Source organism: Ruegeria sp. BE10, assembly GCF_056538905.1.
Genome location: NZ_JBQFTX010000008.1, coordinates 171,701 through 186,179 on the forward strand (window position 1 = coordinate 171,701; position 14,479 = coordinate 186,179).

The 14,479-nt window shown below is 53.2% G+C and carries 17 protein-coding genes; 10 read left to right on the top strand and 7 right to left on the bottom strand.

Annotated features, from left to right (window positions below; translation table 11 throughout):
* The first annotated feature begins 164 nt into the window (after positions 1–164).
* The gene (locus ACR0M2_RS17165; RefSeq protein WP_480706200.1) at positions 165–1,070 is read left to right on the top strand and encodes a haloalkane dehalogenase; all 906 of its coding nucleotides are present in this window, start codon (positions 165–167) and stop codon (positions 1,068–1,070) included.
* A gap of 32 nt (positions 1,071–1,102) precedes the next feature.
* Here ACR0M2_RS17165 and ACR0M2_RS17170 read toward each other — a convergent pair whose 3' ends face one another.
* Positions 1,103–1,990, bottom strand: a complete 888-nt coding sequence (locus tag ACR0M2_RS17170) for a LysR family transcriptional regulator (RefSeq protein WP_480706202.1) — start codon at positions 1,988–1,990, stop codon at positions 1,103–1,105.
* A gap of 104 nt (positions 1,991–2,094) precedes the next feature.
* Between ACR0M2_RS17170 and ACR0M2_RS17175 the strand changes: the two genes are divergently transcribed.
* The 7 genes from ACR0M2_RS17175 to ACR0M2_RS17205 all read left to right on the top strand — a co-directional run bounded on the left by ACR0M2_RS17175 (position 2,095) and on the right by ACR0M2_RS17205 (position 6,006).
* Positions 2,095–2,385 carry a putative quinol monooxygenase gene (locus ACR0M2_RS17175; protein ID WP_480706204.1) on the top strand — a complete coding sequence of 97 codons (291 nt, stop codon included), beginning with the start codon at positions 2,095–2,097 and terminating at the stop codon, positions 2,383–2,385.
* 26 nt (positions 2,386–2,411) lie between these two features.
* Entirely contained in the window at positions 2,412–3,425 is a 1,014-nt protein-coding gene (locus tag ACR0M2_RS17180; RefSeq protein ID WP_480706205.1) for a zinc-binding alcohol dehydrogenase family protein, read from the top strand.
* A complete protein-coding gene (locus ACR0M2_RS17185; protein ID WP_170361954.1) occupies positions 3,426–3,806 on the top strand; it encodes a VOC family protein in 381 nt (126 codons plus the stop codon). It begins immediately after the preceding gene.
* Positions 3,807–3,950: 144 nt separating this feature from the next.
* The gene (locus tag ACR0M2_RS17190; RefSeq protein ID WP_170361955.1) at positions 3,951–4,334 is read left to right on the top strand and encodes a nuclear transport factor 2 family protein; all 384 of its coding nucleotides are present in this window, start codon (positions 3,951–3,953) and stop codon (positions 4,332–4,334) included.
* Positions 4,335–4,470: 136 nt separating this feature from the next.
* Positions 4,471–4,974: an aggregation factor core gene (locus ACR0M2_RS17195; protein WP_226689739.1), complete on the top strand. Its 504-nt coding sequence runs from the start codon at positions 4,471–4,473 to the stop codon at positions 4,972–4,974.
* A gap of 13 nt (positions 4,975–4,987) precedes the next feature.
* Positions 4,988–5,440: a TspO/MBR family protein gene (locus ACR0M2_RS17200; RefSeq protein WP_480706207.1), complete on the top strand. Its 453-nt coding sequence runs from the start codon at positions 4,988–4,990 to the stop codon at positions 5,438–5,440.
* A gap of 11 nt (positions 5,441–5,451) precedes the next feature.
* Positions 5,452–6,006 (top strand): CIA30 family protein, encoded by a 555-nt coding sequence (locus tag ACR0M2_RS17205; protein WP_480706209.1) that lies wholly within the window; start codon positions 5,452–5,454, stop codon positions 6,004–6,006.
* 103 nt (positions 6,007–6,109) lie between these two features.
* On the opposite strand, the gene ACR0M2_RS17210 is transcribed toward ACR0M2_RS17205, so the two are convergent.
* The 6 genes from ACR0M2_RS17210 to ACR0M2_RS17235 form a co-directional block, all read right to left on the bottom strand.
* A complete protein-coding gene (locus ACR0M2_RS17210; protein WP_480706211.1) occupies positions 6,110–7,642 on the bottom strand; it encodes a phospholipase D family protein in 1,533 nt (510 codons plus the stop codon).
* Positions 7,643–7,980: 338 nt separating this feature from the next.
* Positions 7,981–8,430 (bottom strand): MarR family winged helix-turn-helix transcriptional regulator, encoded by a 450-nt coding sequence (locus tag ACR0M2_RS17215; protein ID WP_217353310.1) that lies wholly within the window; start codon positions 8,428–8,430, stop codon positions 7,981–7,983.
* A complete protein-coding gene (locus ACR0M2_RS17220) occupies positions 8,420–9,520 on the bottom strand; it encodes an Acg family FMN-binding oxidoreductase (protein ID WP_480706212.1) in 1,101 nt (366 codons plus the stop codon). The genes ACR0M2_RS17215 and ACR0M2_RS17220 overlap by 11 nt, the downstream gene beginning before the upstream one ends.
* Before the next feature lie 215 nt (positions 9,521–9,735).
* Entirely contained in the window at positions 9,736–10,413 is a 678-nt protein-coding gene (locus ACR0M2_RS17225) for a GntR family transcriptional regulator (protein WP_480706213.1), read from the bottom strand.
* A complete protein-coding gene (locus tag ACR0M2_RS17230) occupies positions 10,410–11,441 on the bottom strand; it encodes a Gfo/Idh/MocA family protein (RefSeq protein ID WP_480706215.1) in 1,032 nt (343 codons plus the stop codon). Before ACR0M2_RS17230 ends, ACR0M2_RS17225 begins: the two co-directional genes overlap by 4 nt.
* Positions 11,438–12,526 carry an isocitrate/isopropylmalate dehydrogenase family protein gene (locus ACR0M2_RS17235; RefSeq protein ID WP_480706217.1) on the bottom strand — a complete coding sequence of 363 codons (1,089 nt, stop codon included), beginning with the start codon at positions 12,524–12,526 and terminating at the stop codon, positions 11,438–11,440. Before ACR0M2_RS17235 ends, ACR0M2_RS17230 begins: the two co-directional genes overlap by 4 nt.
* Before the next feature lie 135 nt (positions 12,527–12,661).
* Between ACR0M2_RS17235 and ACR0M2_RS17240 the strand changes: the two genes are divergently transcribed.
* Together ACR0M2_RS17240 and ACR0M2_RS17245 are read left to right on the top strand one after the other, a co-directional pair.
* The gene (locus tag ACR0M2_RS17240) at positions 12,662–13,669 is read left to right on the top strand and encodes a Bug family tripartite tricarboxylate transporter substrate binding protein (protein WP_170361964.1); all 1,008 of its coding nucleotides are present in this window, start codon (positions 12,662–12,664) and stop codon (positions 13,667–13,669) included.
* A 57-nt stretch (positions 13,670–13,726) separates the two neighbouring features.
* Positions 13,727–14,476, top strand: coding sequence for a hypothetical protein (locus tag ACR0M2_RS17245; protein ID WP_480706219.1), 750 nt, complete (start codon positions 13,727–13,729; stop codon positions 14,474–14,476).
* Positions 14,477–14,479 lie beyond the last annotated feature (3 nt).

Below are 14,479 nucleotides of genomic sequence, written 5' to 3' on the forward strand. Positions count from 1 at the left end.
GCAGCAGATCCGAGATCTATACAAATGGACCTTCGCTGCGAGCAAGAGAAGAAGGGCGGCGAACAAATGCAAACCTGACGTCGACATACCCCGGTACTGGACCGTTTTTGTTTTATCGATCACTGTTGCTTGGCCAATACCGTCGGCATATTGGAGAGTTCACAATGAAGTTCCTTCGAACACCTGACCATCGGTTTGACGGGTTGCCAGATTTCGCATTCGGCCCGAACTATCTTGATGTGGATGATACCGAAGGCGGTCGTCTCCGAATGCACTATTTGGACGAGGGGCCGACACAGGCACCGACAGTATTGTTGATGCATGGAGAGCCAACCTGGTGCTTCCTGTATCGGCACATGATCCCATTATTCAAAGATACGGGCCACCGAGTTCTGGCGCCTGATTTGATTGGGTTCGGACGGTCGGACAAGCCAGCTGAGCGGTTCGATTACACCTACCAACGCCATGTAGACTGGATGTCCGAGTGGTTGCGGAAAGTTGACCTAACGAGCATCACATTGGTTTGCCAAGACTGGGGCGGGCTCATAGGCTTGCGGCTGGTTGCGAGTATGCCCGAGCGGTTCTCTCGGGTAGTTGTGGCAAACACGGCCTTGCCCACTGGTGACACTCCCTTGGGCGAGGCATTTCTTTCTTGGCGGGAATACTCGCAATCCGTTCCTGAATTTAATTCGGGACGCATCGTATTCGGCGGCACAACATCCAAGATTTCCGATGAAGAGGTCGCAGCCTACAACGCACCGTTCCCGGATGCGCGCTATCTGGCAGGCGCTCGACAGTTTCCAATGTTGGTGCCCGACAAACCCGACAACCCAGCTTCAGAAGCCAACCGAGCCGCATGGAAAACCCTAAAGACCCTCGACACTCCGTTTCTGACCGTTTTTGGAGAAGATGACAGGATCATGGCGGGGGTGGACAAAGTGTTCCAAAAGTCGATCCCAGGAGCTGCCGGTCGAAACCATACCGTTGTGCCTAAAGCCGGGCATTTCATTCAAGAAGATGCTGGCAGAGAGCTAGCACAGGCGACATTGAAATTCATTGAGCAAACTTAGCTGGTATCAGTCTGGTTTCTTCCCCTGTGGCCTCAATTCACACCAAATTTGCGACGCAAGTGCTCGGCCAAGGCCGTTATGCGACGTGGTTGGGCTCGGCTAGGCGGAAACATCATTTGCAAAGGTTTCGGTGGTGGGAGGAAGTCGCGCAAGACAGAAATAAGTCTGCCAGATCGAACATCGTCGCCGACATCCAGCTCGGACTTCAGTACGACCCCATGGCCTGCAATCGCCCAATCGCGGATGAGTGAACCATCATTGACTATTCGGTTTCCTTTTACCGATACGCGCTGGGCATTTGGTCCTGATCCAAACTCCCAAAGGTTGTCGATCATGTCTCCAAACCTCATGACCAAGCAGTTGTGGTTTAATAGATCTTCGGGTTTTTCAGGCGTTCCGAATGAGGCCAGATAACTTGGGGACGCACACACGAAACGTTGGTAGCTTCCTAGATTTCGCAACCTGAGCGAGCTGTCCGTGATGTTGCCGAAGCGAACGGCGAGGTCAAAACCCTGGCCTACGAGGTCGACATAACCGTCCGAGAGGGACAGTTCGATTGAGACGGCTGGGTTCTCTTCGGTGAATTCGGCAATAACCTCGGAAACAAAACTCCGTCCCAAGTCAATAGGCGCACTTACGCGAATTGGACCAGACAGAGTTTCGGCGCCGTGCCGAACAAGTGTATCCAGGTCCGCAACCTCACTGAGTATGCTTCTTGCTCCGTTAGCTAGTGTCCGGCCTTCTTCGGTCAGGCTAATGGAACGGGTGGTGCGGTTGAACAAAACCACTCCGTAATGTGCCTCGAGAGCCGCGAGCCGCTCGGACACTGTCGTGCTCGACATCCCTGTGTCGCGCGCCGCGGCCACAAGACTGCCTTTCTCGGCTATGGTCAGAAACAAGCGAAGATTGTCTAAATGCATTAAACGGTATTTCCGGATTATATGTTCGATTATGCCCCGTTTATCCCGAAAAGACTGCGGCGTAAATCTAACGCATCGCGCAAATACACAAGGGACCTATTCCAATGGCCAAGTTGACTATCGTCGCCAACATCAAAGCTAACCCCGACAAGATTGACCTCGTAAAGGCCGAGCTGATCAAGCTCATCGACATAACCCGTGCCGAAGAAGGTTGCGTTAACTATGACCTGCACCAGGACAACGACAACTCGGCTCATTTCGTGTTCTACGAAAACTGGCAAAGCCGAGAGCTTTGGCAAACCCACATGGGTGCTCAGCACCTTGCGGCTTACCTGGAAGCAACAGAGGGCGCCGTTGCAGAATTCACGTTGAATGAGATGACAGTCATCGGTTGATAGAGAACCGGACAAAGGAGCACGTTATGAAAGCCGTGGGATACCTTGAGACAGGGTCGATTGATCGGGCGGACGCCTTAATCGACTTTGAGGCCGACAAACCGACGCCGAAAGAGCACGACTTGTTGGTGAAGGTGCAGGCCGTGTCAGTGAACCCAGTCGATACGAAAATTCGTCAAAAACGTGCTCCTGTAGGTCCAATACCTGATATTCTGGGGTGGGACGCAGTAGGGATCGTCGAAGCAGTTGGCGAAACGGTTGAGACTTTCCGTCCGGGAGATGCAGTTTGGTATGCCGGGGCGATCAATCGGCCTGGAACCAATGCCGAATACCATCTTGTGGATGAGCGCATCGTGGGGGCTGCTCCAAAATCCATACCTGCATCAGCGGCTGCGGCGATGCCGCTAACGACACTTACTGCCTTTGAGATGCTGTTCGACCGCTTGCGAGTTCAAGATGCCGTTTCCGGCGGGACCAATACGTTGCTGGTTATTGGTGGCGCAGGCGGTGTCGGGTCAATCACCATTCAATTGGCACGGGCTCTGACTGAATTGACAGTGATAGCGACGGCGTCCCGACCCGAGACACAAGACTGGGTTCGAGAGCTGGGTGCACACCATGTCATCAACCATGCGGAACCTTTTGGCTCACAACTCGAGGCTCTCGGTATTTACAGCGTGGATTTCATTTATTCGACAAACCATTCCCAACTTTATGCTTCCCAAGCTGGAGAGGTGATGACACCTCAAGGTCGCTTTGGGTTGATTGATGATCCTGAAACCTTCGACATCGCGCCGTTCAAACCTAAATCGATCTCATTGCATTGGGAGTTCATGTACACTCGGTCGCTTTTTGGGACTGGAGATATGAACCGTCAAAGCGAAATCCTGAATCAGGTCGCCGGGTTGATAGATGACGGAAAGATCAGATCCACAGCGACCGATACACTTGGTAGGATCAATGCCACAAACTTAAAGAAAGCGCATACTATCCTTGAAAGCGGCAAGGCCAAAGGGAAGCTCGTGCTTGAGGGTTTTTAGATGAGAATTGAGCGGCTGGATCATGTGAATATCGTGACGACTAAGTTGCCTGAGATGGTTACTTGGTATGAAGAGGTCTTGGGTTTAAAACTCGGGGCCCGCCCTGATTTTCCGTTTCCCGGAGCTTGGTTGTATGCGGGTGATCACGCCGTCGTTCACCTTGTGGGTCACGAAGGAACGCCTAATGTCGGCTCCGAAGTGAAGCTCAAGCTCGAGCATTTTGCGCTCTCAGCCACAGGGTTGAGAGCATTCGAAGAAAAACTGATCTCGTGTCAGATCCAGTATCGCAAAACTGATGTCCCGGGGGCTGGAATGGTGCAAATCCATGTGGCCGATCCTGATGGAAATCACATTCACATAGACTTTGAAGAAACCGAATAAGTGGCTAACCCGCGAAATAGTCGCAACGCAAAATCAAGCCGGTAACTTCTTGCCGATTAGGGATTGAGGTCCTTGCCGGGTTGCTTCCAAGACTTGCGTGGGCAACATTTTTTGGGCGGTGCAAACGTCGATTTGGAGATCAGTATGCCGGACCTCAAAACAAACAAGAAAAACGTCATCGCTTTCTACGAAATGATGTTCAACGAGTGTCGACCTGCCGAGGCCATAGAGATCTTTGTTGGGGAAACCTATACGCAGCACAACCCGCATGTTGGCGACGGCAAGCAAGCCTTTGTCGAGTACTTCGAGCGCATGGCTGCCGAATACCCGGGAAAGCGTGTGGATATCAAACGTGCCTTTGCTGAAGACGACCACGTTATTTTGCATTGCCACCAAATCTGGCCCGATGGTCTCGAGTACGCAGGGATCGATATTTTTCGCCTGGATGTCGATGGGAAGGTTGTCGAGCACTGGGACGTTCTTCAGGAGGTTCCGGCAAACAGCGAGAATGAAAACGGCATGTTTTGACTTAACCGTTCTGACAGCGGCGCATGGAACTTTGAAAGGTCCTGTCGGCTGAACCACGATAGTCAAAGGGCATAAGTCTGATCCAAGAAAGCTGCCAGAGCGTATTTGTCAAGAACCTTGTCGAAAGGAGACAAAAATGCTTCCGACCAGAATTATTGCGGTGTGCCTCGTACTTTTAGCATCTACCTCGCTTCAAGCCGGAGTTCAAATTCGCTTCATAGAAGGTGCACCCAAGGACCGTTTTGTTCTAACGAATGTCGGAACGTGCGAAGTAGAAGCCTCAACCCTCAAAATTGACTTGTCGCAATCTGCCGGACGCCTGATTTTCGATGTCACCGAAAGTGGCGCAGGCGTAGAGGTATTCCAGCCGCTTGAATTCGTTGAGGGTGCTGATGCACTGCGGCAACTTCCTTTGGTGGTGGACGGGCAAAATACAATTGAACTTGAGATCGCCACCCTCGCAGTCGGGGACAATCTCGCCTTTACCATCGATGTTGATGATACAACCGGTCAACGCGAAATCACCGTAACCGGGTCCGAGATCGAAGGCGCAACAGTGTCATATGCCGACGCAGTTGAGACCAAAACTGCAACCTTCTCTTCCGACGCAGTTGTCAACGTAGCGACCAAGGACTGCTGAAAGCTGCCTTACAATGTCGAACTGGATGGTCCGCATAGCATTTCTTGCCCTCGTGATGGGAGGCGGCATCCTGATCGGGATATTGACCGCACCCGGCGATTGGTATGGGCAGCTTTCTAAACCCGCCTTCAACCCACCAAATTGGGTTTTTGGCCCAGTTTGGACGGTGCTCTATGTCTTAATTGCTGTGACGGGTTGGCGTCAGTTTGAAACAGACCGAAGTTCGACCGCAATGAAGCTGTGGTGGGCGCAGATGGGTCTGAACTTTTTGTGGTCCCCAGCCTTTTTCGTACTGCAACTGCCGTGGTTTGCCCTTGTGGTCATTGTCGCGTTGTTGGCCGTAATCTTCATGTTCATCGCTCAGGTTAGGAATTCAGATCAGATCTCCGCATTGGCCTTCCTGCCTTACTTCGCGTGGGTCGCATTTGCCACGGCGCTGAACCTTTCCATTGCGATACTGAACTGAGAAGGAACAATATGCGTGCCAACTTCATTGGGCTTGTTTCAGGTCTTGCTATCATCGGATGCACAATGGCTCAGGCTGATGGAAAAATTACTGAAGACTTCTTCAAGTCTCCGGAGACGCGTTGGGACTACATTGCCGACAGCGTCATGGGAGGGGTCTCTTCAGGGCAGGTGCAGTTTCATTCGGAAGGTGATGTTGCATTCGCGCGGTTGACCGGAACCGTGAGTACAGAAAACAACGGCGGCTTTATCCAGTTCCGACGCAAGTTACCTGTTCGACCAGATGAGGGTGTATCAGGCGTCAGGTTAGTGGTGCGGGGCAACGGCGAGCAATACTTCGTTCACCTCAGAACACGTGGCACGGTGCTGCCCTGGCAATACTATCAGGCCGAGTTCGAAACTTCTGACGAATGGACCGAGGTTTCTTTACCTTTGTCAAACTTTAAGGCTTCAGGTGCCATGTTGCGCTCTATTCCCGTCGCTGACGAAATCACCTCAGTTGGAATTGTCGCCTACGGGCGCGATCACGACGCCCGTGTAGATGTCAGCGAGATTGGTTTTTACTGAAGGTCGCCTGGACGATGGCCCGAAATACGTCGGGGTGTTTCCCATTCGCTGTAGACGCGTGTCCGAGAAGAGCGACACGCGGCCAGATTATTTGTCAACAAAGCTAAAGCTGTGACCCAATTGGTAAAATACTTAGAAAACCGGAAACTATGTGATCCCAAGCTGATCCTGTCGGTTCGGATTCATACTCAAGGACGTTGCCATCATCGCCTCTTGTTGTCCATTTAAGCTGACCGGCGTGCTCTAGCGTCACGTTATATGTGTATGCGGGTAGCGCGTCGTCCAAGGCACCCATAGTCCGTGCGGTCAATGCTGGTGAGTCAATCAGAATTCCCATTTCGGTGTTGATGTTGACAGACCGCGGGTCCCAGTTGAACGACCCTACGAACAAGTATCGGTCATCAACTGCAAATGCCTTGGAGTGTAGGCCTGATCGAGATTGAGCCCAGTTAATACCCCGACGTTGGACCTGATAGGCGTCGGGGCGCAGTTCGTAAAGTTCTACTCCACCGCGTAGAAGTGCACGGCGTTTCTTGGCGTAGTGCGCGTAGACGGGTGCGACGTCGTTAGATGCAAGTGAATTGGTCACGACCTTCACGTTAACACCGCGGCTCTCAAGTTCGGTAAGCCATTTCACACCGTTGTTGCGCGGCACGAAATAGGCGGAGACGATGTTCACCTCACTGTTGGCATTCTCAAAGTACGGAAGCAATTGAGATGCCAGAACGGGACCTGAGTTCTCGAGACCCGCGGCTTTTGAGGGCGGATCAGCATAAAGTTTCGCAGGCAGCCAATCCAGTGACAGGGCTCCATCCGCGAAGTTCTCTTGCGCTGATTTTCTGAGGGCAGCGCCGTACTGCGTTTGCCTCGCTTCCTCGACCAGTTCATTCAACCGGACTCGTGCATCAGCAAGGTCAAATTCCTGAGGTTCTCCAACGACCACACGAGCCGGAACGGCGAATTCGCTGTTCCAGTATGCGTCAAAGCTTTGCGACACCTCGCGTACAACTGGGCCTGCGGCCAGCACATCCAGATCGGCATAGTTCATTTCTTTCCGAGCCAGAAAATACTCGGCACCGATGTTTCTGCCACCCACTATCGTGAACACGTTGTCCGCCGTCATGGACTTGTTGTGCATTCTGCGGTTGATGCGTTTGAAGTCCGTCAGACCCGCGAACAAAAGGCTCTGATCGCGCCAAAACGGATTGAACAGCCTGATTTCTATATTCTCGTGATTGTCCAATGCGGCTGTCATCGCGTCATAGCTGGACGTATCCATGTCATCCAGCAACAATCGGACACGAACACCCCGATCTGCGGCCTGCAATAGACTGGCTGCAAAGAGGTGACCCGTTGGGTCGTTGTGCAGAAGGTAGTATTGCGCGTCTATCGTTCGCTCAGCCGCAGCCGCCAACAAAAGCCTTGAGACGAGCGCTTCTTCGCCATCACTGATTAGCTTGACGCCTGACCGACCGTCTTTGGGATTCCCAAGGCGATTGGCCGCCAGGCCCAGAGCTGTGCCTGAAGTCGCTGGCAGCGAAGCCGATACCGTCTTTTCATAAGTGCGGGTTTTTGGAGCGCAAGCTACAAGAGCCAGCGCACACCAAACACAAACCACAAACTTCCATCGCGTCATCAGCTTGCTCCATCCCCGTATCCTAGGTGACTACGTCGGAGCACGCGATTGCAAGTTTGTTCTATGTAGCCTGAGGTTGTTTCGTTTTTGGTGTTGATTTCGCACATCCTACTTTGTCGATTGGCGACTGTGACGGCGCGCTAGTTCGAACGAACTCTGGCAGTTCCCCAATAGGCGGGAATTTAACCAACCACTCGTGGTATTTGATGGTGACGCGTGGATTGCAATATTTGACGACATGCCCATCTTGCCTCGAGGATCTCCGTCGCTGCTCCTAGGCGCAGATAGCATGGTGTTCTGATCGTTTGAGGTCGCGCATTGGGCGGCGCTGGTTCTACTTAGTCCCGTTCGCTGTCCAAAGCTTCGCGTATGAGCGTCAGATTCGGCAGCGAATTGCGAAATGGATCGAACCCGAGTTCGTACAAAACAGGATCCAGGGCTTCCGACATCCGCTCCATACAAGCTTTCAAAAACTCCGCGCCTCGCGGTGTGGACCGGGCAATTTTTGAACGCTTGTCATTGGGGTTGGCTTCAAGGGTAATTAAGGCATGACTTTCAAGACTGGAGAGCATGTGCGTCATCGACGTCTTGGGCACTTGAAAAGCGTTCGATAGCTGAAGTGGCGTCTCTCCCTCGGGGCGCCGGACCAGGTGGCCCAATATGCCAAATTGGGTTGCGGTCATTCTGCCAGGTAAGAACGCTTCTAGCTTGGTCGAGATCAACTGATTGATGATCCCGACCTCGGTGAAGAACCGGTAGACTTCGTTGGTCTCATGTTCAGGCTTCATTCAGAATTCGTGTCTCCAGCGGCCAGCGGGGTGTGGCAATTGGTTCGGGCCCATACCCCAAACGCAGCAACATTTGCACTGTGTGCCCTGTTGGCGCAAGAAGCTCATGCGCCAGAGCGTATTCATCGGCCATCTCGGGATATTCCTGAAGTGCCTGACTGACCGGATGAACGCCCAGGCCCATTTCGGTTGTCTTCAGGTAAAAACGCATCAATCGACGCCCGGTATCGAGTTGATCGCTTCGCGTGTTTGTAGCCGTCGTGATGACCGCGTATTGCGGCGTCGCGTCTAGCATGGCGAAGTAGCCTCGCATGTGTGACTGAGTGCCTGGGTGGTCAACGTTCATCAGGGTCTCATTGTCCAACAGACCTGCTAGTCGCAGTGTTTCCAGCATGGGATCACGCAGTTCAATCCCGTCAGGGTTGGCGTTGATTTCTGCTTTCCCGATCCGCATGAGGTCGACGGATTCTTTCAGCGTCTGCGGTGTACGCATCTCGATTTCAAATGCGCGTTTCGTGAGGTCTCGAATACGGGCCACTAGACTCTCATCGGAAATCAGAGTGGCGTAGTTTTCAAGGACTGACATTTCCGCCTCGGACAGCCGCTGTTCAGTGTACGGTTCTTTGTTGGAATGCCGTTTGAGGATTTGATCTGATAGTGGATCGGATGTCCCGCCTGGCACAAACACTGCTTCTGCGATGGGTCCGTCATCCCCATCTGGCAGTAACTTGACCTCGGTATCGAACCCGAAAGCACTTGCCGCCAGTACCATCGTCTCAACAAATGCCCCGAGGCCAATATAGAGCTGACGGTGGTAAGGATCGGTTTCCGGAAGCTCGCGATCAGGATCGCGGTAGATGCGCACCTTGTCTCGTCCAACCAACTCGACCAGCCAAGGTTGCAAGTTGTGCGGATTGGGTGCGAGAATTGCATAGGACAAAGCAACTTTGCGTGGGTCGTCATACGGTTTTGGCGTCCACGGAGCCAGCGCGTCATGCGGCGTGCGTGTAGCGAGAAACGCAACCGCACCGGTTGCCGCCAGTATTGTGCTTCCGCCTAGAATCTTGAGAAAACGTCTTCGGTTTGGCATCTTGACTCTCCAATAGTGCGATATCGTACTAATTTAATACGAATTCGTACCACATCAACCCCAAACGATGCAGTGATTGGTTGAGTGATTTGAAAAAAGAAAATCAGAACAGCCGGACGCAACCGTGGACTGCCGTGGGCGACAAGTATTCGGAGCGCCTTTGATGTCGAAAATTGGCAGTTATTTTAGTTGATTAACGACCGGACACGAGAAGATCAGAGGCTGTTGAGCCGATGCTTTTCGAGTATCCCGCAAAGCATAGCCTGCGCTTGCAGCCTGTGTTCTCGATGACGTTCGCGGGCGGCATCTGGACGACCTTCACTAATCGCTTGAAAAACAACCCGGTGATCTTCATTGGATTTGACGGGCAGGGGCCTGATGAACAACGTCGTTGCGCGCGCGCGACGCACCTGGTCGCTCATCATGGCGACAATCGCTTCGACCCGTTTGTTGCCGCCCAACCGAACGAGCTCCTGATGAAACAACTCGTCGGCCTCGGCCCAGGCTTCAAGGTCTCCGGTTTCGATGGCTTGGTCCATCTTTGCAATTGATCCAGCAAGTACCGCCAGTTCATCTTCGGAATAGCCCGCTTCGGCAGCGCGCTGCGCTGCGAGGCTTTCGAGTTCCGTCAGTATGTCGTAAATTTCACGCATATCATCTGATGAAACAGGTAGTATCCGCACGCCCTTGCGGGGCCTCATTTCCAGCAACCCTTTACTTTCCAACATCAACGCAGCTTCCCGTATCGGGGTGCGGGACATGCCCAGAGTTTCGGCGAGTTCCGACTCCAGATGGTCTGTCCCGGCCGCAAGTTCGCCGGACAGGATCATCCGCCGCAAGTCCCTTACAGCGCGCTGCGTATTGGAAAGAGTTTTTGCGTCCTGATCTTTCACGGCGTCTCCAGGTTGATTTTTCGTCCCTCCGCAGCCGAAAGATAGATCTTCTCTTCAATGCGGATCACGTCCAGATAATCTCGGGCCGTGTTTTCCAACGGCGTGCCTCTTAGAAGGCCTGAAACGACGTGACTTTGCAAGGCGTGGACGCAGTCGCCTCCAAACCCATCGTGATCGCTTGGAGGTAGAATCTGCTGTCGCTCCTGTTTTCCAAAAACGCGGAGTTCTACTGAACCGTCGCCGATAAGAACCAGTGATCCTTCCGTTCCTTCGACGAGAGCTTCGCCCATGGTCTGACGCAGGTTTTCGGCGCTGTGGTCAAGGCACCTGTTCCCATCGAACAGAGCTTTCAAACCGTTGGGGTGGTCAAACAGGATGTAACCTGCATCTTCGCCCGCTATAACGGGGTTAACTTGGCGCAAGTCCGCATAAACTGCGCTGGGCGCATCGAATAAAAATCGGAATGTGTCTACCCAGTGAACCGCTGTTTCATGAACGAGGAAACGTGGCATATCCTGAAAGTACGGCTGCCGGTCTAGGTAGGCGCTTGGTCCCTGTCCGTCACCGGGTCGAAGTCGGAAAGTCGCTTGTAGAGGTGTTCCAATTCGACCCTCGGCCATCGCCTCTTTGATTGCGCGATACCAAGGCTGGAAGCGAAAGTTCTCGTGTATTACAATAATGGCACCAACGGCTTCAGCCTCTGAAACAATCTTCTCAGCTTCATCCAGAGACAAGCAAAATGGCTTTTGGCAGATCAGCCACTTGATACCAAACCGCAATGCCGAGCGGATTGCCTCGGCCTGCGCCACAGGCGGAAGGATGATGTCCACGAGATCCGGTTCTTCCGCCTCCAGCATTTTTGACAGATCATCGTAAGCGGCCAGTCCTGTTTCCTTCGCCTTGTTGATATCACGGTTGCAGGATGCAATCGGAACCGCTCTGGGCATTCGGGACCAGCTTTCGTAGTGGAACCTGCTGAAGTACCCCGCACCCACACACGCGACCCTAATGGCTTGTTGAGTATTCATGCCCGCAATGCTTCCAATACCGACGCGGCTGCGTCCTTTGTTCCGGCGGTGCCACCTAAGTCACGCGTCAGGTTCTGTCCGTTCGCAGTCACCTTTTCCACGGCTTCGCTCAACCGTTCACCGTCGTTGGACAGGTCTGGATGATCATGGGTCAACCCCAACCATTCAAGCATCATTGCTGCGGACAGGATCATCGCAAAAGGATTGGCAATACCCCGTCCCGCAATGTCCGGAGCGGAACCATGGCAGGGTTGGAATACAGCGTGATTCAACCCGATATCCGCTGACGGAGCCAGTCCAAGACCACCCATGAGACCCGCGCCAAGGTCGGAGAGGATGTCTCCGAACATGTTCTCAGTCACCAATACATCGAATTCCCAAGGCTTTTGAACCATCCATAGAGCGGTGGCATCAACATAGGCATGGTCTGCCTGCAATTCGGGATGGTGTGCAGCTTCTGCATCAAACATCGATCTGAAGAACGCAAAGGCGCGGAACACATTAGCTTTGTCGACACATGTAACTCGACCCCGACCGCGCCCGGTTCTTTTGCGGTTCTGGGCGAGTTTAAACGCGAAACGGAACAGTTTTTCGGACACCTCACGAGTGATCAGCAGAGTTTCACGTGCTTCGTGTTCGGTAACTTCGCCAGTGCCTTGGGTGAAGAACAGTCCTTCTGTGCTCTCGCGTATCAAGACAAAGTCGATCTCTTTTCCGGTGGGCAGCGCCAAGGGGGTCATTTGCCCGCTGCTTACCTTTACTGGCCGTACACCAGCGAAAAGTCCCAGTTGCTTTCGCAGATCGATCTGCGGTGAAATCTCGGTTCCGTCAGGGTAGCGAACGTCCGGCAAACCCATTGCAGATAGCAGAATAGCGTCGGCGTTGCGTGCAGTTTCGAGTGACCCAGCCGGAAACGATTCTCCAGTTTTGGCGTAGTGGCCTGCGCCCGCCGGAGCGTCTGTAAACACCAGTTCGTATGAAGGACTGCTGCGCGAAAGCTGGTACAGAATTTCAAGCGTAGGGGCCATAATTTCCGGGCCGATCCCGTCCCCGTGGAACACTGCCACATTATAATTTTTCTTCATCTTAGCCCGCTTCCTTCCCGTTTCGCATTCATAGCGCGATAGCAGCTTTCACTACAGTCCGTTGACAACGCATTCTTTAATGTATACGCAAATAAATGCAATAATAAACGCAAAGCTGTTTGGGAGGACTTGGAAATGAAACAAAAGCTAGGGCGGTTGGCGGCCGCAGCCGTGATGGCGACCGGGATTGCAGGGGCAGCTGTTGCGCAGGATTATCCCTATCGTGATATCACCACAGCTGTGGTCTGGGGGGCCGGAGGAGGTACGGATACGATCAACCGAATGATCATGGCCGAGATGGAAAAACACCTTCCGGTCTCGATCAATGTGATCAATCAAACAGGTGGTGTCGCAGGCTCCAACGGGATGGTCTATGTCATGAACCAACCAGACGATGGCTATACATTGGTTGGTTTGTCAGAGTCGAACGTCACCGCTGCTGTGCAAGGTGGTTGGGATAAGAAATTTGATTTTTGGTATCCGTTCATTGTTGGCGGATCACCTGATCTGATCTCGGTTCCAGCAGATAGCCCTTACAACACGCTGGAAGAGCTGGTCGACGCCGCAAAAGCTGCTCCTGGGACCATTCCAGCGGCGGCTTCCGGCGCAGGTTCGATCCACCACTTGAACCTTCTGGCCATCGAAAAAGGGTCCAGTGCAGAATTCAAGTTTGTTCCATACAAAGGTTCAGCGCCCGGGCAGGAGGCAGCAATAGCAGGTGAAGTCGCGTTGGTTGTGACTTCTCTAGCTGAACAGGCCCCGTTGATCGAAGGCGGTCAACTTAAACCGCTTGCGATGTTGACACCCGAAGATGCGCAGATTGCAGGGGCAACAGTGCCTTCTGCCTTTGGCATCTATGACGGTCTCGATCAGTATTTACCGCTCAAACAGGCCATCGGGTTTGCAGTTCACAGTTCAGCGGGGGACGACGTAAAGGCCGCGCTTGGTGATGCCTTCGAGCAAGCGATTGCCTCCGACACCGTCGCTGAATGGGCCTCTGCAAACAATTATGATGTCGGTGGTCAACACGGCGAAGAAGCTCAAGAGCTGTTTGCGAACCTCGAGGCTACTTTTGCCTACACCTTGCAAGATCTGGGCGCTGCCACAGTGGATCCAGCCTCGCTGGGTATCGAGAAGCCCTAATCCGATCAATTTTGAAGGGGCGCGCTTGATCGCGCCCTTTCCGATAAGAGGCAGGCAATGGACAAACCTGACGATACACTGATCATGCGGGCGCGCGATTTCTGGGCATCGATTGGTCTGATAGCAATTTCCACCTTTTTCCTTTGGAAGACGTCGGACATCCCGCTATGGGGTGAAAACCGCGCAGGTGTAAGTGGATCGGATTGGTACAACTCGGCTGCAATTGTACCGCTGTTCATCTTCGGTGGATTGCTTGTGTTGTCCTTCGTCTTGCTAGCTATTTCGATCCGCTCAGGTGGAGCCCAAAACGCGCTTAGCGCTTTGGAAATCGGATGGGACAAGTCGGAAGCCTTTCGAGCTTCAACAATCGGCCTGATCCTTCTTGCATATGTCGTGGGACTGGTCCCCAGAGTGGACTTCATTCTGTGTTCTGGGTTGCTGATTACAGCTTTGACTTACGGCTACTACGGAGGTCATGCGCGGCGTGCTTTGGTCGCCTGTGTCGCAGTTGTCGTCGCCGGTTTGTTTGCGTTCGCCGTGTTTCCTGCTCAGGCGGATTGGAATGCACATGGTGATGATTGGTTCACACTGGCCTTGTGGGTCGCGTTAACACTAGTGGTGTTGACCAAAGCGGCTTCCGAACGCGTTTTGCGGTTCGTTCCATTGGTGGCGATACTTGCCCCGCTCATCCTCGTTTGTGCGATGGCCTTTGTTTTCCGGCAGAACGTGCCCGCGCGCGGCGGGCCGATCTTCAAGCAAATCGAATACCACTACTACGTGACGCTTCGTCCGCTATGGAAAGGCTGACCG